The organism is Arthrobacter sp. W4I7 (assembly GCF_030816215.1).
GTDB classification, from domain to species: domain Bacteria; phylum Actinomycetota; class Actinomycetes; order Actinomycetales; family Micrococcaceae; genus Arthrobacter; species Arthrobacter siccitolerans_A.
The window spans coordinates 4,202,571-4,222,128 of the sequence record NZ_JAUSXU010000001.1; the positions used below are offsets into that span (position 1 = coordinate 4,202,571).

General features: G+C 66.4%; 23 protein-coding genes. 4 read left to right on the forward strand and 19 right to left on the reverse strand.

The window, feature by feature from the left end; all coding sequences use genetic code 11:
• Nucleotides 1-57 precede the first annotated feature (57 nt).
• On the reverse strand, nt 58-624 hold the full coding sequence (locus tag QF047_RS19070) for a type 1 glutamine amidotransferase domain-containing protein (RefSeq protein ID WP_306637639.1): 567 nt from the start codon (nt 622-624) through the stop codon (nt 58-60).
• A 376-nt stretch (nt 625-1,000) separates the two neighbouring features.
• Between QF047_RS19070 and QF047_RS19075 the strand changes: the two genes are divergently transcribed.
• A complete protein-coding gene (locus tag QF047_RS19075; RefSeq protein WP_307280297.1) occupies nt 1,001-2,707 on the forward strand; it encodes an HNH endonuclease signature motif containing protein in 1,707 nt (568 codons plus the stop codon).
• A gap of 143 nt (nt 2,708-2,850) precedes the next feature.
• Here the strand turns inward: QF047_RS19075 and QF047_RS19080 are convergent, their stop codons facing one another.
• Nucleotides 2,851-3,522, reverse strand: a complete 672-nt coding sequence (locus QF047_RS19080) for a TetR/AcrR family transcriptional regulator (RefSeq protein ID WP_373427779.1) — start codon at nt 3,520-3,522, stop codon at nt 2,851-2,853.
• A 113-nt stretch (nt 3,523-3,635) separates the two neighbouring features.
• Here QF047_RS19080 and QF047_RS19085 point away from each other — a divergent pair, with 113 nt between their 5' ends.
• Nucleotides 3,636-3,902 carry a hypothetical protein gene (locus QF047_RS19085; RefSeq protein WP_307280301.1) on the forward strand — a complete coding sequence of 89 codons (267 nt, stop codon included), beginning with the start codon at nt 3,636-3,638 and terminating at the stop codon, nt 3,900-3,902.
• Nucleotides 3,903-3,990: 88 nt separating this feature from the next.
• Here the strand turns inward: QF047_RS19085 and panC are convergent, their stop codons facing one another.
• The 16 genes from panC to QF047_RS19165 form a co-directional block, all read right to left on the reverse strand.
• Nucleotides 3,991-4,908 carry a pantoate--beta-alanine ligase gene (gene panC / locus QF047_RS19090; protein WP_307280303.1) on the reverse strand — a complete coding sequence of 306 codons (918 nt, stop codon included), beginning with the start codon at nt 4,906-4,908 and terminating at the stop codon, nt 3,991-3,993.
• Between the two features lie 2 nt (nt 4,909-4,910).
• Complete coding sequence (locus QF047_RS19095) at nt 4,911-5,804, reverse strand: Rossmann-like and DUF2520 domain-containing protein (RefSeq protein ID WP_307280309.1); 894 nt, start codon at nt 5,802-5,804, stop codon at nt 4,911-4,913.
• The gene (locus QF047_RS19100) at nt 5,797-7,344 is read right to left on the reverse strand and encodes a PH domain-containing protein (RefSeq protein ID WP_373427823.1); all 1,548 of its coding nucleotides are present in this window, start codon (nt 7,342-7,344) and stop codon (nt 5,797-5,799) included. The genes QF047_RS19095 and QF047_RS19100 overlap by 8 nt, the downstream gene beginning before the upstream one ends.
• Nucleotides 7,345-7,559: 215 nt before the next feature.
• A complete protein-coding gene (locus QF047_RS19105; RefSeq protein WP_306637633.1) occupies nt 7,560-8,072 on the reverse strand; it encodes a PH domain-containing protein in 513 nt (170 codons plus the stop codon).
• Complete coding sequence (locus QF047_RS19110; protein WP_307280313.1) at nt 8,053-8,601, reverse strand: DUF3180 domain-containing protein; 549 nt, start codon at nt 8,599-8,601, stop codon at nt 8,053-8,055. The genes QF047_RS19105 and QF047_RS19110 overlap by 20 nt, the downstream gene beginning before the upstream one ends.
• Nucleotides 8,598-9,143, reverse strand: a complete 546-nt coding sequence (gene folK / locus QF047_RS19115) for a 2-amino-4-hydroxy-6-hydroxymethyldihydropteridine diphosphokinase (protein ID WP_306637631.1) — start codon at nt 9,141-9,143, stop codon at nt 8,598-8,600. Before folK ends, QF047_RS19110 begins: the two co-directional genes overlap by 4 nt.
• A complete protein-coding gene (gene folB, locus QF047_RS19120) occupies nt 9,140-9,562 on the reverse strand; it encodes a dihydroneopterin aldolase (RefSeq protein ID WP_307280316.1) in 423 nt (140 codons plus the stop codon). Before folB ends, folK begins: the two co-directional genes overlap by 4 nt.
• An 8-nt stretch (nt 9,563-9,570) precedes the next feature.
• A complete protein-coding gene (gene folP / locus QF047_RS19125; RefSeq protein ID WP_307280317.1) occupies nt 9,571-10,491 on the reverse strand; it encodes a dihydropteroate synthase in 921 nt (306 codons plus the stop codon).
• Nucleotides 10,492-10,501: 10 nt separating this feature from the next.
• Nucleotides 10,502-11,146 (reverse strand): GTP cyclohydrolase I FolE, encoded by a 645-nt coding sequence (gene folE / locus QF047_RS19130; RefSeq protein ID WP_306637627.1) that lies wholly within the window; start codon nt 11,144-11,146, stop codon nt 10,502-10,504.
• Nucleotides 11,147-11,156: 10 nt separating this feature from the next.
• The gene (gene ftsH, locus QF047_RS19135; protein ID WP_306637626.1) at nt 11,157-13,220 is read right to left on the reverse strand and encodes an ATP-dependent zinc metalloprotease FtsH; all 2,064 of its coding nucleotides are present in this window, start codon (nt 13,218-13,220) and stop codon (nt 11,157-11,159) included.
• Between the two features lie 179 nt (nt 13,221-13,399).
• Nucleotides 13,400-13,672, reverse strand: a complete 273-nt coding sequence (locus QF047_RS19140; RefSeq protein ID WP_373427780.1) for a substrate-binding domain-containing protein — start codon at nt 13,670-13,672, stop codon at nt 13,400-13,402.
• A gap of 13 nt (nt 13,673-13,685) precedes the next feature.
• Nucleotides 13,686-13,904, reverse strand: coding sequence for a hypothetical protein (locus tag QF047_RS19145; protein WP_307282082.1), 219 nt, complete (start codon nt 13,902-13,904; stop codon nt 13,686-13,688).
• Nucleotides 13,840-14,004 carry a LacI family DNA-binding transcriptional regulator gene (locus QF047_RS19150; protein ID WP_307282084.1) on the reverse strand — a complete coding sequence of 55 codons (165 nt, stop codon included), beginning with the start codon at nt 14,002-14,004 and terminating at the stop codon, nt 13,840-13,842. The genes QF047_RS19145 and QF047_RS19150 overlap by 65 nt, the downstream gene beginning before the upstream one ends.
• Before the next feature lie 43 nt (nt 14,005-14,047).
• On the reverse strand, nt 14,048-14,599 hold the full coding sequence (hpt, locus tag QF047_RS19155) for a hypoxanthine phosphoribosyltransferase (protein WP_142042755.1): 552 nt from the start codon (nt 14,597-14,599) through the stop codon (nt 14,048-14,050).
• Between the two features lie 31 nt (nt 14,600-14,630).
• On the reverse strand, nt 14,631-15,689 hold the full coding sequence (gene tilS / locus QF047_RS19160) for a tRNA lysidine(34) synthetase TilS (protein ID WP_307280329.1): 1,059 nt from the start codon (nt 15,687-15,689) through the stop codon (nt 14,631-14,633).
• Nucleotides 15,690-15,817: 128 nt separating this feature from the next.
• Complete coding sequence (locus tag QF047_RS19165; RefSeq protein ID WP_306637624.1) at nt 15,818-16,951, reverse strand: zinc-dependent metalloprotease; 1,134 nt, start codon at nt 16,949-16,951, stop codon at nt 15,818-15,820.
• Between the two features lie 181 nt (nt 16,952-17,132).
• Between QF047_RS19165 and QF047_RS19170 the strand changes: the two genes are divergently transcribed.
• Nucleotides 17,133-17,345 carry a hypothetical protein gene (locus QF047_RS19170; protein ID WP_306637623.1) on the forward strand — a complete coding sequence of 71 codons (213 nt, stop codon included), beginning with the start codon at nt 17,133-17,135 and terminating at the stop codon, nt 17,343-17,345.
• Between the two features lie 24 nt (nt 17,346-17,369).
• Here the strand turns inward: QF047_RS19170 and dacB are convergent, their stop codons facing one another.
• A complete protein-coding gene (dacB, locus tag QF047_RS19175; protein ID WP_307280334.1) occupies nt 17,370-18,875 on the reverse strand; it encodes a D-alanyl-D-alanine carboxypeptidase/D-alanyl-D-alanine-endopeptidase in 1,506 nt (501 codons plus the stop codon).
• A gap of 154 nt (nt 18,876-19,029) precedes the next feature.
• Between dacB and QF047_RS19180 the strand changes: the two genes are divergently transcribed.
• Nucleotides 19,030-19,518, forward strand: coding sequence for an inorganic diphosphatase (locus QF047_RS19180; protein ID WP_142042744.1), 489 nt, complete (start codon nt 19,030-19,032; stop codon nt 19,516-19,518).
• Nucleotides 19,519-19,558: the final 40 nt, after the last annotated feature.

Sequence of the window (19,558 nt, forward strand, 5' to 3'; positions counted from 1 at the left end):
CTGGAGTAATTCCTCCGCACCGTATTTTTTCCTTAACCCTGAGGGAACAAAGGGGGTTTAGGCTGTCTGGCCGGCGTGCTGGCCCTCCGAGATTTCCTCGACCAGCTTGCTGTTAAAGGCCGGAAGATCATCCGGGTTGCGGCTGGTGACGAGGCCCTGGTCCACCACTACTTCCTCGTCGGTCCAGTTGGCGCCCGCATTCTTCAGGTCCGTCTGCAGCGTGTGATAGGAAGTGACGTTCCGCCCGCGCACCACGCCGGCCTCGATGAGCAGCCACGGTCCGTGGCAGATGGAGGCGACCGGCTTGTGCTGTTCAAAGAAGCTTCTGGTGAAGGCCTGGGCGTCCTTGTCCACCCGGAGGTGGTCGGCGTTAACGACGCCGCCAGGCAGCACCAGGGCGTCAAAGTCGCCGGCATTCGCCTCGGCCACGGTGAGGTCGACGTCGAACGTGTCGCCCTTTTCTGTACCCTCGAAACCCTGCAGCTTTCCGCTCTTGGGTGCCACCAGGGTGGGCTGGCCGCCGGCCTCTTTCACTGCCTGCCATGGGCTGGTCAGTTCAATCTGCTCCACGCCGTCCGTCAGCAGGAATGCGACCTTCTTGCCTGCAATGCTGTTTTCTGCCATTTTTCCTCCTCATATGAGGCAGCGTTCCGCGCGTTATTGAGGGCGCAGAATACTGCTTCGAGAGTTGTTTGCCTGACAGCTTCCAGCGTAGGAAAACCGAAAGTGATAAGCAAGCTGACTATCTTTTGCGTGCATCCTCTTTTAGGGCCGGGAAGGGAGGACCGTTACGACGGCGGCAAGGCACTTTTGCCTCCCCACCCATGGCTGGCTTTGTTTGGCTGGAACGAAGAATGTCAGTGCCTCGATGGATGATTTTCGTATGGAAATGGATCCGGCAGGCGGGGCTGTAAGTGCGGCATCGCTGTTTCCTGCTGCGCCGGTTCGTCCATCAGTCGCAACCTCAAAAAATGTCAGTGCCTCGATAGATGATGCTTCTATGGGAAACGGCGCGGGCACAGTGGCAGCGATGGACGGCATTCATGCCTCCATCGCTGGCCTTGATGCGCTGTTCGTTGAGGATGCCGCCCTGACTACCGGCGCCAGTACCGGGGCTGAGATGGATGTCCTGCAGCGGCAGTATGAGATCCGGCTGGAGCGGATGGCGGGCGTGAAGCAGGTCGAAGCCCAGCTCGCCGCCGTGAAGGCGCGGGATGCCGCCGAGGCCATCGAAATCCAGCACGCGAGGACCCCGCCCGAAGCGTCCGTACAGGAACGGACCTACGCGGAGATGTCCGCAGTTGAGGAAATCGCCGGCGTCCTGACCATCAGCTCCCCCGCCGCCGGAGCACTCGTCACCCAATCCCGCCACCTCACCTCCCTGCCACCCGCCATGGACGCCCTCTTCGCCGGGGCCATCTCCTGGCAGCACGCCAAAATCATCGCCGACGAAACCGAAGGCCTCGGCCCTGCCGGCGCGGCCGCCCTCGTAGCCCACGTCCTGGACCCCAACCCCACCCGCGGAGCCGCCGCCGGCGAACTCGTACCGTCACGGTTCCGGACCAGAGTCCGTAACTGGCGCGAACGCCACCACCCCGAATCCCTCGAAAAACGCCACACCAAAAGCGCCGCCGACCGGCGGATGGAATGCACCCCGGACCGCGACGGCATGGCCTGGCTCTCCCTCTACATCCCCGCACACCAGGCCTCAGCCATCTGGAACCGCACCACCGCCCTCGCCCGCGGCCTGCAAGGCCCGGATGAGCCCCGGTCAATGACACAACTCCGGCCCGACATCGCCGCCGGCCTGCTTCTCAGCGCCGGCCCAGCCCTCACCCGCACCGCCGGAACCAGCACCGCCGGAATCAGCACAGGACAAAACACCACAGGCCAAGGAAACACGAGTCAACGCAACCCGGGTCAAGGCAACCCGGGTCAAGGTAACGCGGTAAGAACCCACGACGACGACCAGGACACGATCGGGCTGGCCTCGCTGACCCCGTCTGACCTCGATGACTCGATTACCGCGGCCGCTACCGCCACCACCGACCACCAGGCTCCGGCCACCGCCGAGTACGAGAACGCCGGCGGCAACGGCTACGCGGATCTCGGCAACGTCCCCATGCCAAAGGTGGACGTCCTCATCACCGTCCCCGTGTTCGCGCTGCTCGGCCTCACCGACGAACCCGCAACCCTGGACGGCTACGGTCCCATCCCTGCCTCCATGGCCCGCAAGCTTGTCGCCAACGGTGCCGGCTCCTTCTACCGGGTGCTCGTCGACCCCCGGGACGGGGCACCACTGGAAATCGGCCGCACCAGCTACCGCCTCACCAAAGCCATGAAAAAAGCACTGCAGCTCAGAGACGGCAAATGCACCTTCCCCGGCTGCAACAACCGGACCTTGGACAACGACACCGACCACCTTCAAGCGTGGCAACACGGCGGACATACGGGGATCAGCAACCTGGCACAGCTCTGCCCGAAACACCACCGCCTCAAACACAACAGCCCTTGGGAACCCACCCCAGCAACCCACAACGAACCACCCGGCTGGACCTCACCCACCGGCCGACACTACAAACCCGAACAACCCGACCCGGAACCACCACAATGGCCACCCGGACTCCTGCACGCCGAAATATCCAATTACCAGCCTGCCGATAAAAGCCCGTTCGAACACGCCCTTATGGAGTTGTTAACCGGCTGAGGGGGCCTGTCCCACGGCCGGGTTTCGACAGGCTCAACCACCAGAGGCACTTCGTCCCGTAGCCAAGGTTTCGACAAGCTCAATCACCAGAGGAGGCTTGTCCCACGGCCAGGTTGCGGCAGGCTCAACCACGAGGCGGGACTTCAGCGGTGGTGCTCGATCAGCCAGCCGGCCATCTCTTGGGCGCGTTTGGCGGCCTGCATGTCGCCTTCGGTGGCGGAGATGATGGAACCCTTCATCAGGATGTGCCATGACCGGGCGAACTCGTCGGGCCGCTGGAGCCCGGCCTCTTCAGCCAGAGCCTGGACGTGTCCCCGGATTTTCGCGAGGTAGTCGATGCTGGCCTGGCCGAGCGGATGGGCCGGGCCCATTTCCAGCAGGACGTTGATGAAGGAGCAGGCCTCGAAGTCCTCGCGCAGGAACCAGTCCCCGAAGACGTCGAAAATGGCCAACAGCTGCTCGTCGGGAGTGTTTCCCCGGCGCCGGGCTTCGGAGACGATTGCATCCACAGTCCACTGCTTGTCCCGCTGCTCGAGGAAAGCCAGGACAAGGGAATCCTTGGAGGGGAAATGACGATAGAAGGTGGCTTTTGCTACCCCGGACCGCTCAATCAGTTCGTTGACGCCAACATCCCGAACGCCGCGTCGCGAGAAAAGTTCATAGGCTACGGCCATTATCCTGCCGACCGATTTGGCGGCAGCACTCTCCGGCACGGGCGCTTCGGTGACAATAGGCACGGGAGCTGCCGCCGAAGGCTCTGCTGACGGTGCGTGGACACGCGCACTGGCCGCTGGATACTCCGCTTCTGGAATCATTACAACCCCAGTTTACCGCCGCAGGGGAAGACAGACCGGTCTGCCCCGCTGTAGTGTTTTTCCTACGCGCAGTTCTTACGACGCCGTAGTCGGATCAGTGCAAGGAGGCCCCTATGTCAGCAGAGCGGATATTCCAGAGCTTGCCGTCGGATCCCGATCCGTGGATGACGGGCGATACTCCGGCTGAGATCAGGGAGTTCGCCATCGAGTCACTGCGGTGGCAGGCCCAAGAGATCATCGACGAGGTGCTCTGCAGTAACGAACCGGGCGAAGAGCTTGCCAGGGCCAGGCTCCGCCGCTGCGTTGCCAGGAACCCGGGCATGCCCGAACGCGCGCTCCTGGAACAGTTGATGACCAGCCGGGGCAGGCCCGGCATCTAGCCCAAGCACCCAAATTCCGGCCGAGCTGGCCCCGCGATGCGAAGGGCTCCCGCGACCGACAGGAACGGACAGGAGCCGGAGCAAGCAGCTAGGAGCTCAGCGGCGCGTTGTCGATCAGCCGCACGGGCCCCACCTTGGCCGCGATGAGTGCCAAAGCCTCGCCCCGGAACGGGGTCTCCCGGCAGTTCTCGGCCAGTGGCTCCAAGGTGGCTGGATCCACCACATCGAAGTAGTCCAAGGACACCAGCGGTTGGGACTCGACCAGTGCCTGTGCAGACTCAAGGTCCAGCGGTTCCCGCGCGTTTGCCCGCTCCTCAATCAGCCTCAACGCCCGCGACAGCACCAGCGCGGCCTCGCGCTCGTCGTCGGACAGGAAACGGTTGCGGCTGGAGAGCGCCAGCCCGTCGGCTGACCGGACCGTGGGCACTCCCACAATTTCCACCGGGAAGTTCAGGTCGGCCACCATCCGCCGGACCAGCGCCAATTGCTGGGCGTCCTTCTGGCCGAAGTAGGCCCGGTATGACGGCAGTCCGCCCTGCGCCCCCTCACCAGCGGTCAGCCCGGCGCCGGGGATTCCGTAGTGCAGCAGCTTGGCCACCACTGTCAGGGCGCCGTCAAAATGGCCTGGCCGGGACGCCCCCTCCCACTTCTCCCCCAGCATTCCCGACGTGATGCGCACCAGCGGTGCGCCGCCGGGATACACCTCCTCCACGGACGGTGCAAAGGCCAGGTCCACGCCCTGCACTTCCAGCAAGGCGAGGTCGGCGTCCAGAGTGCGCGGATAACGGTCCAGGTCCGTGGCGTCGCCGAACTGCAACGGGTTGACGAAGATGGTGGCCACCACCACGTCGTTCTGCTCAACGGCGGTCCGGGCCAGTGCCGCATGCCCCTCATGCAGTGCCCCCATAGTGGGCACCAGGCCTTGGGAGGTTCCGCGCTTCAATGTGAGCAGCCGGGCGCTCTCGGCATGCAGGTCGGCAACGGTTGTGGCGAGTTTGATGGGCATCTTCAGTCTTCCTCCGGTTCCAGGGCCGTGCGCAATTCCCCCAGCTGGTCGGGTTTCAGCAGCCCGCGCCCCTCGCCACGGAGGGCTGTGGCGCGCGCCATCGCAAGGTAAGCCGCCAGTATGTCGCCCTGCCTGCCGCCGTCGAACTCCCGCAATGCCTCCACGTGGGCTTTCACGGTTCCCACGTCGCCGCGGGCCACCGGCCCGGTGAGGGCGGACTCCCCTGACGCCAGCGCGTTCTCAAGGGTTGCACGCAGCAGCGGACCCAGCATCCGCTCGGGCGCCTCCACTCCCACATCGCGCAGCAGCTCGGAAGCCTGCGCCACCAGGGTTACCAAATGGTTTGAACCGTGCGCCAGGGCTGCGTGATAGAGCGTCCGGTCCGCCTCGGCAACGACCACCGGCTCCGCACCCATTTCAACCACCAGCGCCTGCGCTATCGGCAGCATTGCGGCATCCGCGGTGACGCCGAACGTGCAGTCCAGCAGGCGGGGCAGGTCGACGCTCATTCCGGTGAAAGTCATCGCGGGATGCAGTGCCAGCGGGACAGCGCCGGCCGCACGAACGGGACGCAGCACCCCCACCCCGAAGCGGCCCGATGTGTGGGCAACCAGCTGACCCGGCTGCCACGCACCCAGCTTCGCCAGTCCGTCCACCAGGCCGGGCAGAGCGTCGTCGGGCACCGCCAGCAGCACCAGCTCCGCGCGTTCCACGATTTCCTGGACTTCCAGGACCGGCACGCCCGGCAGCAGCGTCTCGGCACGTTCACGGCTGGCATCGGAAACAGCCGAAACCCCGACGACGGCGTGCTCAGCTGCACGCAGCGCTGCGCCGAGCACGGCGCCCACCTTGCCCGCTCCGATGATTCCGACGCCGAGGCGTCCGGGCTTAGCCATGGTGGTGGCCTTTCTGCGTGGGAACTGGGGTTTCGGCCGGCTCAACCGCCGATTCGGACTCAAACGGCGGCTGATGTTCCCTGACCGGCTGGGGTCCTTCGACAGGCTCCGGCCAAACCACCTGCTCAGGCTCAACCACCGGCTCGTCTGGGGCCACCTGCGCCAGCCATTGTTCGGTGGTCTGCCGCTTCCGCGCAACCCTTGCACGGGCTGACTGGGCATCAAAAAGCGCCTGGGCCTGCTCGACGCCGGCCTGCCGCAGCCGCGGGGAGACAGGCCCCACGGTGGTGTGCAGCACCAGGTCAGCCACTCCGAAGCGGCGTGCCAGCGGGCCCTGGTGCAGTGCCATGGACTGGGTCCGCTGGTGCGGCACCATCATCAGCTCGCGCCACCAGCGGCCGGAGCGGATCAGCAGAGCTGTGTCCGTTGCGGCAAATCCGTTCCGGCGCCATCCCAGCGGCGCCAGCAGGCGGGCGCTGCGTGGTGTGGTGATGAAGCCACCGTCGGAATCCAGGCCATGGAGCCCGGCGCCGAAGACGACCGCAGGATCAGGCGTGCCTGGATCCGGAAGCACCAGTGCGAGGATCGCCATCACGTCCTCCAGCCGGCCTACGGGCAAGAGCGTGGTCCGCGCGGAACCCTCCGCCGCGTTCTCGATACCGCCGTAACCGGCCACATTGACCTGGATGCGGTACCAGCCCAGCGCCCGCCATAACGGAGGCTGGGCCACTTTCAAGGCCTGGATCCGGCCCGGCGGAAGCGTCTGCGCCTGGGTGTCCAGCAGCCCGTAGCGCAGCCGGATGCCGTCCGGAGAGATGGCTGCGGTGAAGTTGTAGCCCTTGTTGAACAGGTTCCAGTAGCTGGCCGCCAGACCCAGGGCAGCCGGAATCAGGTAGAAGTAGAAACTCCGGTTTTCGGTGACCGCGGAAAGAACCACGGATGCGGCACCACCGAGCACCACAACAACGCTTTGCTCGCTGAGCAGCAGGGACCCGATAAGGCGCGACGGCGGCACCGCCAGTACCGGATATTCCGGCGCCTCGGGTGCCGGCCCGTCGGGGCAAGACGGGTCCACGGCCACACCGGCCGCGCGGGCCAGGATGGTGGCGCGGAGCTGGCGTGCTTCGTCCATGGTGAGGTAGGCCAGGCGTACAGCGGACTCCCCCGCGTCTGCCACCTCAAACTTGAGTTCAGCCAGGCCGAAGATCCGGGCCAGCAGGGGCTGCACAATGTCGATGGCCTGAACCCGGTCCAGCCGCGCCTGGCGCTGCTGGCGGAAAATGAAGCCGGTGTTGACCCGGACGTAGCCTCCGGACACCTGGTACTTGGTGAAGTACCAGGTGAGGATAAAACCAAGCACCGCGATGATCAGCATGATGCCGCCCGCCGCCAGCAGCCATGGTGCCCGGCCGGCGAACTCGTCGCCCGTGAGGGGCCGACCCTGCAGGGCGCGCTCGAAAACGTCCCGGCCAAAGAAGAAGCCGATCGCTGCCAGGGCCACCCAGCCACGCACAAAAGGCGACGCCGGATGCACCCGCAGCCATTCGCCGTCGGCTGCGGAAGCTGGTTCGCCGCCAGCCGCAGTGCCCGCAACGCTAGCAGGGCCCGGAACACGAGCGGGGACGCCTGGAGCGCCGTCGGCCGCAGTGCCCGGAACACCAGCGGGGACACTGCTTGGAACACCGGCGGGAGCGGCGCTTTCGGGGGCAGGGGCAGTGCGCGGAGCGCCAGGCTCCGGGAGCGGTCCCTCTGCTGTCACAGTCCAGCCAGCCTGGCTTCGCCGCGGGCCGCAAGCTGCTCACGAAGGCGTGCGCCTTCCGCCGCGGGCAGCCCGGGGATGTGCGCGCGCGTGCCCGGTGAGGCGGTGTGGAGTTTCAGGGTGCAGAGGCCCAGTCCGCGCTCCACCGGGCCCACGCCGATATCCACGTACTGCATGCGGCCGTAAGGGACGGCCATGGTGCGTTGGAAAAAGATGCCCGTCCTGATCAGCAGGTCCTCGTCCCGTTCGGCGTACCCGATGGCACGGACCTGCCGCGGAATCAGCACCAGCCGCCACAGGGCCAGCACCAGCCCGGCAGACGGCACCGTGACTGCAAGCCACAGCGGCGGCCAGGCCCACGCATCCAGGAGGACAAGCACCAGGGGCAGGGACAACAGGAGCACCGTGACCAGGTTCGCCAGCGCCCACTCCACCAGCCGGACTGTGACATATTTGGGTGACACCCGGTGCCAGGCGATTCCCGGCGGGTCAATCGCCTCGGTATGCATATTCGCCTTCCCCCGCGGCTTCGCCGCGTACCTGGCGGCCCGGCTTCCCGTCTGCACTGTCCGCGTCGCCGTCCTCCGGCGGGATCCGGCAAAACCGCTCCACGAGCAGGCCCACCACGATCATCACCAGTCCGCCGCCGGCCATCGCCAGCGCCAGCCAGGTAATGCCCTGGTTGCTGCGCAGGCTCCAGATCCGCAGCTGGTCCAGGAAAATCCCCACATGCCAGCCCAGCAGGACTGTTCCCGCGTAGGCGCAAGCCTGCGCGAGCACCAGCGTCCGGGCCGCGAGGAGCGGATCGAGCAGGGTTTTTTTCTTGTTGCTGTTGGGTTTGTTGCTGTTGCGCCACCGCAGGATCCTGATGCCAAGGATCAGGGTGATGGCCACAATCACGCCCATGGTGGCCAGCGCGGTGGCCGGCAGGACGGGGGTTCCCATGCCGTAGCGGCCAGTCACCACCGTCGCGGACCAGCCCGCTACGGCCAGGATGACGCCGATCAGCATCAGGCGCAACGGGTTGAGGGGTCTCATCGCTCCTCCACAGCTCCTGCCGTGGGCAGGCCGTCGAAGTCGCCGAAGCCGTCGAAGAGGGCAAGGTCGCCGAAGTCATCTGCGCGGGTGGCAAGGGTACTGATGCGTTCGCCGTTCAGCGTGGCAGCGGGCTCGATCAACGACCAGGGGTACAGGACGAAGGCGCGGGTGGCCGCACGGGGATGCGGCAGGGTGAGGACAGGGTCATCGCTGCGCAGGTCGCCATAAGTGATGATGTCGACGTCGAGCGTCCGCGGCCCCCAGCGCACCTCCCGCACGCGGTGGTGCTTGTTTTCCACCGACTGGCAGTGTTCCAGCAGTTCCTGCGGGCTGAGGCTGGTTTCGATGGTGATCACCATGTTCAGGAAGTCCGGCTGGCCGGGCGGACCACCCACAGCTTTGGTCTGCACAACGGGCGAAACGGCGAGCAGGCGGATCTCGGGCGGATCCACGAGGTCCGCAACGGCCTCGGTCAGGGTCTCGTTGCGCTCGCCAAGGTTGCTGCCCAGGGCCAGCACCGCCTTGGAATACCCGGAGTTCATGCGGCTTCCCCCTGCGCTGGTCTCTCCCCGTTGGCCTGATCCCCGTTGGCCCTGTGCCCGTCATTCCTGGCCCGGTGCACAGTGACCGCCACGTCGCCGAAAGGCACCTCGATGGGGGCCTGCGGCTTGTGCACGGTGACGTCCACGGCCTGGAGCCGGAATTCGCTGAGCAGGCAGTCCGCGATCCGTACAGCCAGCGCCTCGATCAGGTTCAGCGGTTCACCGGAAATCCATTCAGTAATACGCTGTGCAACCTCGCCGTAGTGCGCGGTGTCCCGGACGTCGTCCGATTCCGCCGCCCGGGCAAAGTCGAGGTACAGCACCGCGTCCACAACAAAGGGCTGGCCTTCGCGGCGTTCAAAATCAAAGACGCCGTGATGGCCGACGGCGGTGACACCTGTCAGCGTAATCCTGTCCATGGCTGGGCCTACTGGCTGGTTCTGGGGGCGGCCATGCGCGCGGCAACCTTCACGGCGTCCAGGCTGGGGCCGACGTCGTGCACGCGGACTGCCCAGGCGCCCCGGTAGGCGCTGATGGCGGTGATGGCCGCGGTGGCGTCATCGCGTTCCTGGGGGGCGGCTGTCTTCCCGGCAACGGTCAGGAGGGTGCCGAGGAATCTCTTGCGGGAGGCGCCCACCAGGACCTTGTGGCCCAGGCTGTCCAGCTGGTCCAGGTTCTGCAGGAGCTCCCAGTTCTGGGCGTCGTTCTTGGCGAACCCCAGGCCCGGGTCGATGATGATCCGCTCCGGGCTGACGCCGGCGGCGTAAAGCTTGTCCCGCACTCCGGCCAACTCGGCAACCACTTCGCCGGCAACGTCCTTGTACTCCGCGAGGGAGTTCATGGTGCGCGCATCGCCGCGGCGGTGGGTGAGGATGTACGGGGCCTTGGAAGACGCTGCCAGCTCGGCCATTTCCGGTTCCATGGTGAGCCCGGAGACGTCGTTGATGATGGCCGCGCCGGCGTTCAGCGCGGCGGCGGCGGTGGCGGTGTGGATGGTGTCGATGCTGACCAGGGCGCCGGCCTTCACCAATGCTTCGATCACGGGGATCACGCGCCGCTGTTCCTCTTCCGGGCTGACGTCTTCTGCGCCGGGGCGGGTGGATTCGCCTCCGACGTCGATGATGTCCGCTCCCGCGTAGAACATGCGCAGCCCGGCGGCGATGGCTGAGTCCGCTGTGGCGTGCTGGCCGCCGTCGCTGAAGGAATCGGGCGTGACGTTGACGATTCCCATGACCAGTGTGCGGTCGGTGGGCAGGTCTTCGAAGCGGGCTGCCGGGCGCGGTTTGCGCAGGACGGGCAGTGGCGAGGTTGCGGGGCCGGTTCCCGGCGCTGCAGCGAGTGAATCCATGGTGTGTCGATTACCTTCCGAGGATGAGGCTCATGGCTTCGGCACGGGTGGCCGGGTCATGAAGCTGCCCGCGGACCGCACTGGTGACGGTCTTCGCTCCGGGCTTGCGGATACCGCGCATGGACATGCACATGTGTTCGCATTCAACAACGACGATGGCGCCGCGGGGCTTGAGGTGGCGGACCATCGCTTCGACGATCTCCGTGGTGAGGCGCTCCTGCACCTGCGGACGCCGGGCGTAGATATCCACGAGCCGGGCCAGCTTGCTCAGCCCGGTCACCTTTCCGTCGTGCGAGGGAATGTAGCCCACGTGGGCCACCCCGTGGAACGGCACCAGGTGGTGTTCGCAGGTGGAGTAGAAGGGGATGTCCTTGACCAGGACCAGTTCCTCATGGTCGAGGTCGAAGGTGGTGGACAGGACGTCGGCGGGGTCGTGGTGCAGCCCGGCAAACACCTCGGCGTAGGCCTTGGCCACCCGCTTGGGGGTGTCCACGAGGCCGCCGCGGTCCGGGTCTTCTCCAATGGCCAGGAGAATCTCGCGGACGGCTGCCTCGATCCGGGGCCGGTCCACTTTATGGTGCTTTGAATGGTGGGCGCCGCCCTCCGCCGGATATCCGGCGGAGGCGGGAACGTCGTCGTCGTCGAAGTGGTTCACGTAAGAAAGCTTAGCCGCGAAGGGCGTCAGGCCCCGAGTCGGGGATGCCTCCCTGGAACTGAGCGTCTTCCGGAACACCCTGCGGATGCGGCGGCTGGGCGTCCAGCGGCTCGTCCAGGCGCGCTTTCTTGGCCTCTTCCTGGGCTTCACGCTCAGCCTGCTCCCGGCGGGATTCCACCGGCCCGGCCTTCTGCACCGGGCGGGTCTCCTTGGACAGCCACACCTCACGGAAATCGCGCTTGCGGATGTCACGGAAGATGTCAGCGATCTCGGCCTGGTTCAGCGTTTCACGTTCCAGCAGTTCGAGGGCCAGCCGGTCCAGGACGTCCCGGTTCTCGACGAGGATGGCGTACGCCTCGTCATGGGCCTGGTCGATCAGCCGGCGCACTTCCTCGTCCACCACGTAGGCGATCTGGTCCGAGTAGTTGCGCTCGTGCCCGGCATCGCGGCCCAGGAAGGGCTCACCGCCGCCCTGGCCGAGCCGGACGGCGCCGACGCGTTCGCTCATGCCGTACTCGGTGACCATCTTGCGGGCGGTGCCTGTGGCCTTCTCGATGTCATTGGAGGCGCCGGTAGAGGGATCGTGGAAGACGATTTCCTCCGCCACGCGGCCGCCCATGGCGTAGGCCATCTGGTCCAGGAGCTCGTTGCGGGTCACGGAGTACTTGTCGTTGTCCGGAACCACCATGGTGTATCCGAGGGCGCGTCCTCGGGGAAGGATGGTGATCTTGGTGACCGGTGCGGAGTTCCGCAGCGCGGCCGCCACCAGTGCGTGGCCGCCTTCGTGGTAGGCGGTGATCTTGCGCTCGTGCTCCTTCATGACGCGACTGCGCTTCTGCGGGCCGGCCATGACGCGGTCGATGGCCTCGTCCAGTGCGCGGTCATCAATCAGGTTGGCGTTGGAGCGGGCGGTGAGCAGTGCCGCCTCGTTCAGGACGTTGGCCAGGTCTGCACCGGTGTAGCCGGGCGTCTTCTTGGCAACGGCCTTGAGGTCCACGGAAGGTGCCATGGGCTTGCCCTTTGCGTGTACCTGCAGGATCTGGTCGCGGCCGATCATGTCCGGCGCTTCCACACCGATCTGGCGGTCGAAGCGGCCGGGGCGCAGCAGCGCGGGGTCCAGCACGTCCGGCCGGTTGGTGGCGGCGATGAGGATGACGTTGGTCTTGACGTCGAAGCCGTCCATTTCCACCAGCAGCTGGTTAAGGGTCTGCTCGCGTTCGTCGTTGCCGCCGCCGATGCCCGCACCGCGGTGGCGTCCGACGGCGTCGATCTCGTCCACGAAGATGATGGCGGGAGAGTTGGTCTTGGCCTGTTCGAAGAGGTCGCGGACGCGGGAGGCGCCCACACCGACGAACATTTCCACGAAGTCCGAGCCGGAAATGGAGAAGAAGGGGACGCCGGCCTCGCCCGCAACAGCGCGGGCCAGGAGGGTCTTACCGGTACCCGGAGGGCCGTAGAGCAGCACGCCCTTGGGAATCTTGGCCCCGACAGCCTGGAACTTGGCCGGTTCCTGCAGGAATTCCTTGATTTCCTGCAGTTCCTCCACGGCCTCATCAGAGCCTGCCACGTCAGCGAACGTCACCTGCGGCATGTCCTTGCTGACCATCTTGGCCTTGGACTTGCCGAACTGCATGATCTTGGAACCGCCGCCCTGCATCCGGGTCATCAGGAACCAGAACAGGGCACCGAGCAGGATGACCGGAATCAGCAGCGAGAGCAGGCCGGAGAACCAGTTGCTTTCGATCGGCTGGTCCGTGTAGCCCTCGGCCGGCTTGGAGTCGGTGACTGCCTTGACCACGTCCTGGGCGCGGGCGTCCACAAAGAAGAACTGGACACTCTTCCCCTTGTCCTGCCCGTCCACCTGGAGATTGTCCTTCAGCACCAGGTCCACGCGGTTTTCGCCGTCGAAGATCTTTGCCTGCTCCACCTTGTTGCCGGCGAGCAGTTCAAGGCCCTTATCAGTGTCGATCCGGGCTGCACCGCCGGGAGCGAGCGTTGCAAAGGCCACGAGGAGCATCACGATCACAACGACGATCCAGATGCCCGGGCCCTTGAAGAAGTTCTTAGCTTTCATCTGTTCGGGGCTGGCCCCGTCCCTCCTGGTAGTGCTTCACGGCGAGTAGTCTGCGCGCGTGATGGTGCTGCGTCAGCTTCTAGCTATACACCGTCCGGAGTAGATCACGCATGGTGTGGGGCAAAAGTTCCCTCTGGGCGTAGTGGCCGCCGCCACCCGTGCCGGCGCCGCAATAACAGCTAAACCCGGGGCCCGGCCACGGAGGCACGGGCAACCAGCGGGCAGTTAAGGAGTACCGGTTCCGGGGCAGAAGCACCGGGCAGCGGCGTTCCCTCCACCGTGTCAATCAGGCGTTCCGCGGCACAGGCGCCCATTTCATAGTGCGGCAGGGCAACGGTGGAAAGCCCGGGGTGCAGGTTGGCGGCGATCAGTTCCTGGTCATCGAAGCCCACCACGGACAGGTCCGCCGGGATGGACAGGCCCAGCTCAGCGGCTGCGCGGTAGGCGCCCATCCATGCGGTCGTTCTAGCAGAACAGGGCCGACGGCGGGTTGTCGCCTTCCAGGATGCGGCGCGCGGCCTCGTAGCCGCCCTGCGCGTCGGAGGAGGCTGCCTGCACAGGCGCACGGTCGCCGTCGAGCCCTGCGCCGGCGAGTGTTTCGTGGAAGCCGCGCAGCCGCTCAAGGGTGGAAGGCGCGTCCGCGATGTTGTTGATGAAGCCGACGCGGCCGTGGCTCCGCCGCAGACCGGACCTTGTTCCGCGTTTCTGCGCTGACGCGCGCGTAGGCAGCATCGTTCAGGACATGGGAGGCCGTGGTGACGGACACTCCAGCGGCCAGGGCCACGTCCTTGATGCCAATGTTGTTACCCAAGTTCGAGCGGCGCGGCCTACTCGTAGACGTGCGGCGCGAGGGTGCCGACGAAGTCCAGGTTGCGGTACTTCTCGGCGTAGTCCAGGCCGTAGCCCACTACGAATTCGTTGGGGATGTCGTAACCCACGTACTTGACGTCGATCTCCACCTTGGCGGCCGTCGGCTTGCGGAAGGCGGTGCAGATCTCCACGGAGGCTGTGCCCCGGGATTCCAGGTTGGTCTTCAGCCAGGAGAGGGTGAGGCCGGAATCGATGATGTCCTCCACGATCAGCACGTCCTTGCCCATCAGGTCCGTGTCCAGGTCCTTCAGGATGCGGACTACTCCCGAGGACTGGGTGCCGGAGCCGTAGGAGGAAACTGCCATCCAGTCCATGGAGATGTGGCTGTGCAGGGCGCGGGCCAGGTCAGCCATCACCATCACGGCACCCTTGAGGACGCCCACAATGAGGATCTCGCGGCCCTCGTAGTCCTTGTCGATCTGAGCAGCGAGCTCGGTGATGCGCTGCTGGATCTGCTCCCTGCTGTAGAGAACGTGCTTGAGGTCTGCCTGGACGTCGTTTGAATCCACCAATGGCTCCTGTGTAGATGCGGGGGTGCGACTATTTTGCGGGCGGTTTTTGAGGCCGGAATACTAGCTTCCCACAGCGTGCGCCTCCGCGGTGAACGGGTGCGGGCTGAGCAGGTCCCTGCGCACTGTTCACCGCTGGAAGGCCTTCCAGCTGCGCGAGGGACAACCTGTAGACGCTCACGCCTCCAGGCAGTTCCACCGGGCCGGCGGAACCCTGCCGCCGCAGCAGCGCTTCCGCCGCCAAAAGGCGCTGGTAGCCAGGCTGCTGCCCGCCGACGTCGGCCGCTGCCTTCGCGATCACGCGGAACCTGATGGCGGGGGCCAAGCCGCGCAACGCGTCCTCGGGAAGGGCCAGTTCGCGGCCATTCCGCTCCACGAGCGATGTAAAGGTGGTTTCCGCCACTTCCTCCAGGTAGTCGGCGTCGAGCTGCAGGATGGAGGCTGTCCGGGCGAGGGATTCCGCGACGCCGGGCCCCAGCTTTTCCTCAAGGTGCGGCAGGACTTCCACGCGGGTGCGCGAACGGGCGAAGGCCGGATCCGCGTTGCTGGGATCGTGCCACGGGTCCAGCTCCTCGACGTCGCAGATCTCCTCCGTGTCCGCCCGGCGGAGTCCGAGGAAGGGCCGCAGCAGCTTGCCGCGGGCAGGCCTCATCCCGGCGAGCGACCGGGTTCCCGACCCCCGAGCCAGGCCCAGGAGCACCTGCTCAGCCTGGTCGTCCAGGGTGTGGCCCAGCAGGATGGCGTCGGCGCCCTGGTTTTCGGCGGCTGCTACAAGGGCTGCATGCCGGGCTTCCCGGGCCGCGGCTTCGGGGCCTGTGCCGGCAGTGGCCACTGTCACCGTCCGGATTTCCACGGGGGCAAGGCCCAGTTCCTGCAGTACCCGGGCTGTCGTGGCCGCAACCTGGGCGGACCCTTCCTGCAGTTGGTGGTCCACCACCACGGCGCCCACCGTCACCGGGTGGCCGTCGACGTGGCCGCGGCGGGCGAAGTAGGCGGCCACTGCTGCCAGGGCGAGGGAGTCCGGCCCCCCGCTGCAGGCGATCAGGAGGTGCCGGGGGTAGCCGGCCTGGGCCAGCACGTCCTGGAGCATCTTGCGGGCAGTGCCAACGACGGGCGCCAGCCGGCCGGGCCGTCGTCGTCCGCTGCGCTGGGCTGGCTGGATGCGCTGGGCCGGCTTGCTGGGTTGGACCGGCTCGCTGCGCTGGGGAACGGTGTTAATCAGAGTCCCATCCGCTCAATCCACAGCTTGGCATCGTGGATTTCTGGCTCCGTGGGCAGGTGGTCCGCCGACTCCCACACCCGGTTGAAGCCTTCCATTCCCGCCACGTCCACCACGGCACGGACGAAGCGCGCGCCGTCGGAGTACTGGCGCATCTTGGCGTCCAGGCCCAGGAGGCTGCGGATGAACTTCTCGATGACGCCGCGGTCCTTGCCGCGGTCGTTGAAGCGCTGCCGGATGGTCTTCACCGACGGCACGATGCTGGCGTCCACGGCGTCCATCACCACGTTCGCATGGCCTTCGAGGAGGCTCATCACGGCGGTGAGGTGCGAGATGGCGGCTTTCTCCTCGGGATCCTGCAGCAGGTCGAGGATGGCTCCGCGGCCGGGCGTGTTGCCATTGGCCGAGCGGTCCTTCAGCGAACGGGCGGCGGCCGTGGCACGCTCCATCAGCGAATCGACATTGCCCAACAGGTGCCCGCTGAGTTCGTCAATCTGCTCCAGCATGTGGTGCCGCAGCCAGGGCGCCGCGGCAAACTGGACCCGGTGGGTCTGCTCGTGCAGGCAGACCCAGAGCCGGAAATCCTCAGGAGTGACGTTCAGTTCCTGTTCGACAGCGACAATGTTGGGGGCAACCAGGAGCAGGCGTCCGCCCGACGGCGCCGTGGAACCTTCGGCGAGCGCCGCGAACGGATCGTACTGGCCAAGGACCTTGCTGGACAGGAAGGCCAGGACAGCGCCCAACTGGCTGCCGGTGATGGCGCCGCTGACACTGGCCGCGGCCGGACTCAATGAACCGCGCCGGCTTTCGAGCATCTTTTCCATGGCGGGCTTCAGCATCACGGCGAAGCTTTGGGTGTTGGCTTTGGCCCACGAGGCGCGGTCCACTACCAGCACGGTCGAATCCCGTAGATTCCGGGCCGCTTCCAGCCCCGTGATCTCATGGACGTGCTCCACCGAGGCGTCGGCGAGCCTGCGCAGGCTCTCCACGGCGTCGCCGATTGCGGCCGGGTTCAAGACCGGGCCCGCCGGAGCCAGCCGCGCCGCCGTGGAGGCGGCAAGGTCCCAGTTGATCAGGGACGAGGCCTGGCTGGACAACGTTTGTGCTGACGACTCACCTGCAGTGGACTCCATAGGTCCCATCAGAACACAGCAGGCTGTGGATAGTCCTTAAGTTCGCTGACCGGCGAACCAGCCGCCCCTGCTGCCCCGGGCCTGACCTGTTGCACAGCCGGCTCACAGGATCGCGAAAGCCGATCGCTAAGTCGGTCCGGCACGGTAGTAACCAAGAGCCCAACCACCGAAGGAGAACTCCATGATCCCGTACCGTCCCGTTGCTCCCCTCACCGTCGGTCCCCGGAAGGGCTGGAAGTCGGTGCTGGCCGCCGTCGTGATGGCTGCCCTGTTGGGCACCACTGCTACCGCCGCTGTTGCGGCCGAACCTGCAACGCAGCCGTCAGGCGTTCAATCCGTTAGTACCGCCGCATCCAAGCTGCAGGCGACTGAGCCGGCACGCCGGGAGTCCTAGCGGCGGGTTTTGCAAGCAGCACCGCTACCGGCAGCCGCAGGCCGCGAGCGCCGTTGCGGCCCGGTCCAAAGCCACCTTGTTGCCGGCGGCGCCCGGCGTGAGCCCGTTGCCGATGAAGGAGAAGACCAGGAGGCGGCCGTCAGCGTCCACCACGTAACCGCTGAGCGCCAACACCGTGTTCAAAGTTCCGGTCTTGGCCCGGACCAGGCCTGCACCCCGGGCCGTTGAATCTTCGCCGTAACGGGTGTCCAGGGTGCCGGTGAGGCCGGCCACCGGGAAACCGTTCAGCGCGGCGCGGAGCCGGCTGTCCGCGCCGGCTGCAATGGTTCGCACCACTTCGGAGAAATGGCGGGCTGAGACCTGGTTGCCCATGGCCAGCCCGCACACGTCCACCAGTTTGATGCCTTCGACGGAAATTCCGGCGTCTGCGAGCTGCGCGCGGACAGCGGTCGTGGCGCCGTCGTTGCTGCCCGGTCCGCCCGCCGCTACCGAGGCCATCCGTCCCAACACTTCCGCCAGGTAGTTGTCCGAGGCCTGCAGCATCAGGTCCACCTGCTCGGCCACCGTGGCCGACTCCGCTTCCGCCAGGACCGCCGGCTCCCCGCCGCCTGACTGGACAGCAAGGGGGGAATGTTCGACGGCGGCTGCCACGGCCAGTCCCGCGGCCGCGCCTGCCGTCCGCAGCCGGGCCGCAAATTCCTCCGCCACCGTCATCGCAGAGTCCTGCGGGCGCGGGCCGGTGGTGACGGCGGGATCGTAGCGGGCCGAGTTCATGGCCAAGGGGTACACGGGCGCCACTTCCCCCGCAGCCACATCCCCGCTCTCCCAGGCCGGGTTCAGGGCAGGGCCGGTGAAGAGGGAATCGTCCACCAGCACTCTGAGCTCCCCGTTGGTGCCGGCTGCTTTCAGCGCTTCCACCGTCCGGGCAGCCAGCGTCGCCAGGCCGGCGTGGCCCATCACCAGGTCCCCGTTCGACTCCCCCGCACCGAGCAGGACGTCGCCGCCGCCCACCAGCACCACCTGCCCGGCTTCCGGACCTTGCACCACGGAGGTGGTGAACCGGCGCTCCGGGCCGAGGGAGCGGAGCGCCGCCACCGCGGTCAGCAGCTTCAGGTTGGATGCCGGGACCCGGCTCTCGGAACCGCCGCGGTCAAAAAGGACCTGCCCGGTCAGCGCATCCTGCACCAGCCCCGTAAAGCTCCCGCCGCCGTCGGCCTTCAACAGGGGCTCCACCTGGGCAGTGACGCTGGACGCGAGCGGGACGTCCGCCGAATCATCCAGCGGAGCAAGTCCCCGCGCTGGTGACAATGTGGCGGGAGGCTGCTGCCATTCCGGCGCCGGCGGAGCGGGTGCAGGCGCCTCCGGCCCCAGGAAACCCGGGGCAACCAGCAGGGCCCCGGGGACGATGAGGACCACCAGGAGTACCGCCGGCACAACGGAAGGCCAGGACCGTTTCAGGGCCGGGACGGCGCCCCGGAGACTGTGGCGGACACGGTCGAGCCATGGTTCCGCGGCAGTTGGTTTGGTCATGCTGGTGCTGGTCCTCAAGTCCTGAAATTTCCCCACAAGTTCCTGATTCCAGGGCCTCTCGCTATATCCTCAATAATAGTCGGCGGCACGGACACTCCCTTTAATGGGCCGTCAAGTGTGCCGCGAACCCCCTGCAATTGCCGAGGAGCATTCCATGAAGCATGACGTGACCATCGAGATCCCCAAGGGATCACGCGTCAAGTACGAAGTTGACCACGAGACTGGCCGCGTCCGCCTGGACCGCGTCCTCTTCACCTCCATGCAGTACCCCACGCACTACGGATACTTCGAGAACACCCTCGGCGAGGACGGCGACCCGTTGGACGCACTCGTGCTCCTGCAGGACTTCGACCTGCACCCCGGCGTCATCGTTGAGTCCCGCCCCATCGGCGTTTTCAACATGACCGACGACGGCGGCGGAGACGCCAAGGTCCTCTGCGTCCCCGTGGATGCCCGCTTTGACCACATCCAGGAAGTCAGCGACGTCAACGAGTTCCTGATCAAGGAGATCGAGCACTTCTTCACCCGCTACAAGGACCTGGAGCCGGGCAAGTGGGTCAAGGCCGAGGGCTGGGGCGACCGCGCCGCCGCCGAAGCCGAACTGGAAGCCTCCATCAAGCGTTACGTGCCCACCGGCCACTGATTCGCAAGCTGTCCGACGGCGGGTGCCTGGTTCGCGAGAG

Bases quoted from the DNA above. Each gene is read 5' to 3' on its own strand.
- QF047_RS19070 (WP_306637639.1), bottom strand. From the start codon at position 624: ATGGCAGAAAACAGCATTGCAGGCAAGAAGGTCGCATTCCTGCTGACG.
- QF047_RS19075 (WP_307280297.1), top strand. From the start codon at position 1,001: ATGGGAAACGGCGCGGGCACAGTGGCAGCGATGGACGGCATTCATGCC.
- QF047_RS19080 (WP_373427779.1), bottom strand. From the start codon at position 3,522: ATGATTCCAGAAGCGGAGTATCCAGCGGCCAGTGCGCGTGTCCACGCA.
- QF047_RS19085 (WP_307280301.1), top strand. From the start codon at position 3,636: ATGTCAGCAGAGCGGATATTCCAGAGCTTGCCGTCGGATCCCGATCCG.
- panC (WP_307280303.1), bottom strand. From the start codon at position 4,908: ATGCCCATCAAACTCGCCACAACCGTTGCCGACCTGCATGCCGAGAGC.
- QF047_RS19095 (WP_307280309.1), bottom strand. From the start codon at position 5,804: ATGGCTAAGCCCGGACGCCTCGGCGTCGGAATCATCGGAGCGGGCAAG.
- QF047_RS19105 (WP_306637633.1), bottom strand. From the start codon at position 8,072: ATGCATACCGAGGCGATTGACCCGCCGGGAATCGCCTGGCACCGGGTG.
- QF047_RS19110 (WP_307280313.1), bottom strand. From the start codon at position 8,601: ATGAGACCCCTCAACCCGTTGCGCCTGATGCTGATCGGCGTCATCCTG.
- folK (WP_306637631.1), bottom strand. From the start codon at position 9,143: ATGAACTCCGGGTATTCCAAGGCGGTGCTGGCCCTGGGCAGCAACCTT.
- folB (WP_307280316.1), bottom strand. From the start codon at position 9,562: ATGGACAGGATTACGCTGACAGGTGTCACCGCCGTCGGCCATCACGGC.
- folP (WP_307280317.1), bottom strand. From the start codon at position 10,491: ATGGATTCACTCGCTGCAGCGCCGGGAACCGGCCCCGCAACCTCGCCA.
- ftsH (WP_306637626.1), bottom strand. From the start codon at position 13,220: ATGAAAGCTAAGAACTTCTTCAAGGGCCCGGGCATCTGGATCGTCGTT.
- QF047_RS19140 (WP_373427780.1), bottom strand. From the start codon at position 13,672: ATGGGCGCCTACCGCGCAGCCGCTGAGCTGGGCCTGTCCATCCCGGCG.
- tilS (WP_307280329.1), bottom strand. From the start codon at position 15,689: ATGCTCCAGGACGTGCTGGCCCAGGCCGGCTACCCCCGGCACCTCCTG.
- QF047_RS19165 (WP_306637624.1), bottom strand. From the start codon at position 16,951: ATGGAGTCCACTGCAGGTGAGTCGTCAGCACAAACGTTGTCCAGCCAG.
- QF047_RS19170 (WP_306637623.1), top strand. From the start codon at position 17,133: ATGATCCCGTACCGTCCCGTTGCTCCCCTCACCGTCGGTCCCCGGAAG.
- dacB (WP_307280334.1), bottom strand. From the start codon at position 18,875: ATGACCAAACCAACTGCCGCGGAACCATGGCTCGACCGTGTCCGCCAC.
- QF047_RS19180 (WP_142042744.1), top strand. From the start codon at position 19,030: ATGAAGCATGACGTGACCATCGAGATCCCCAAGGGATCACGCGTCAAG.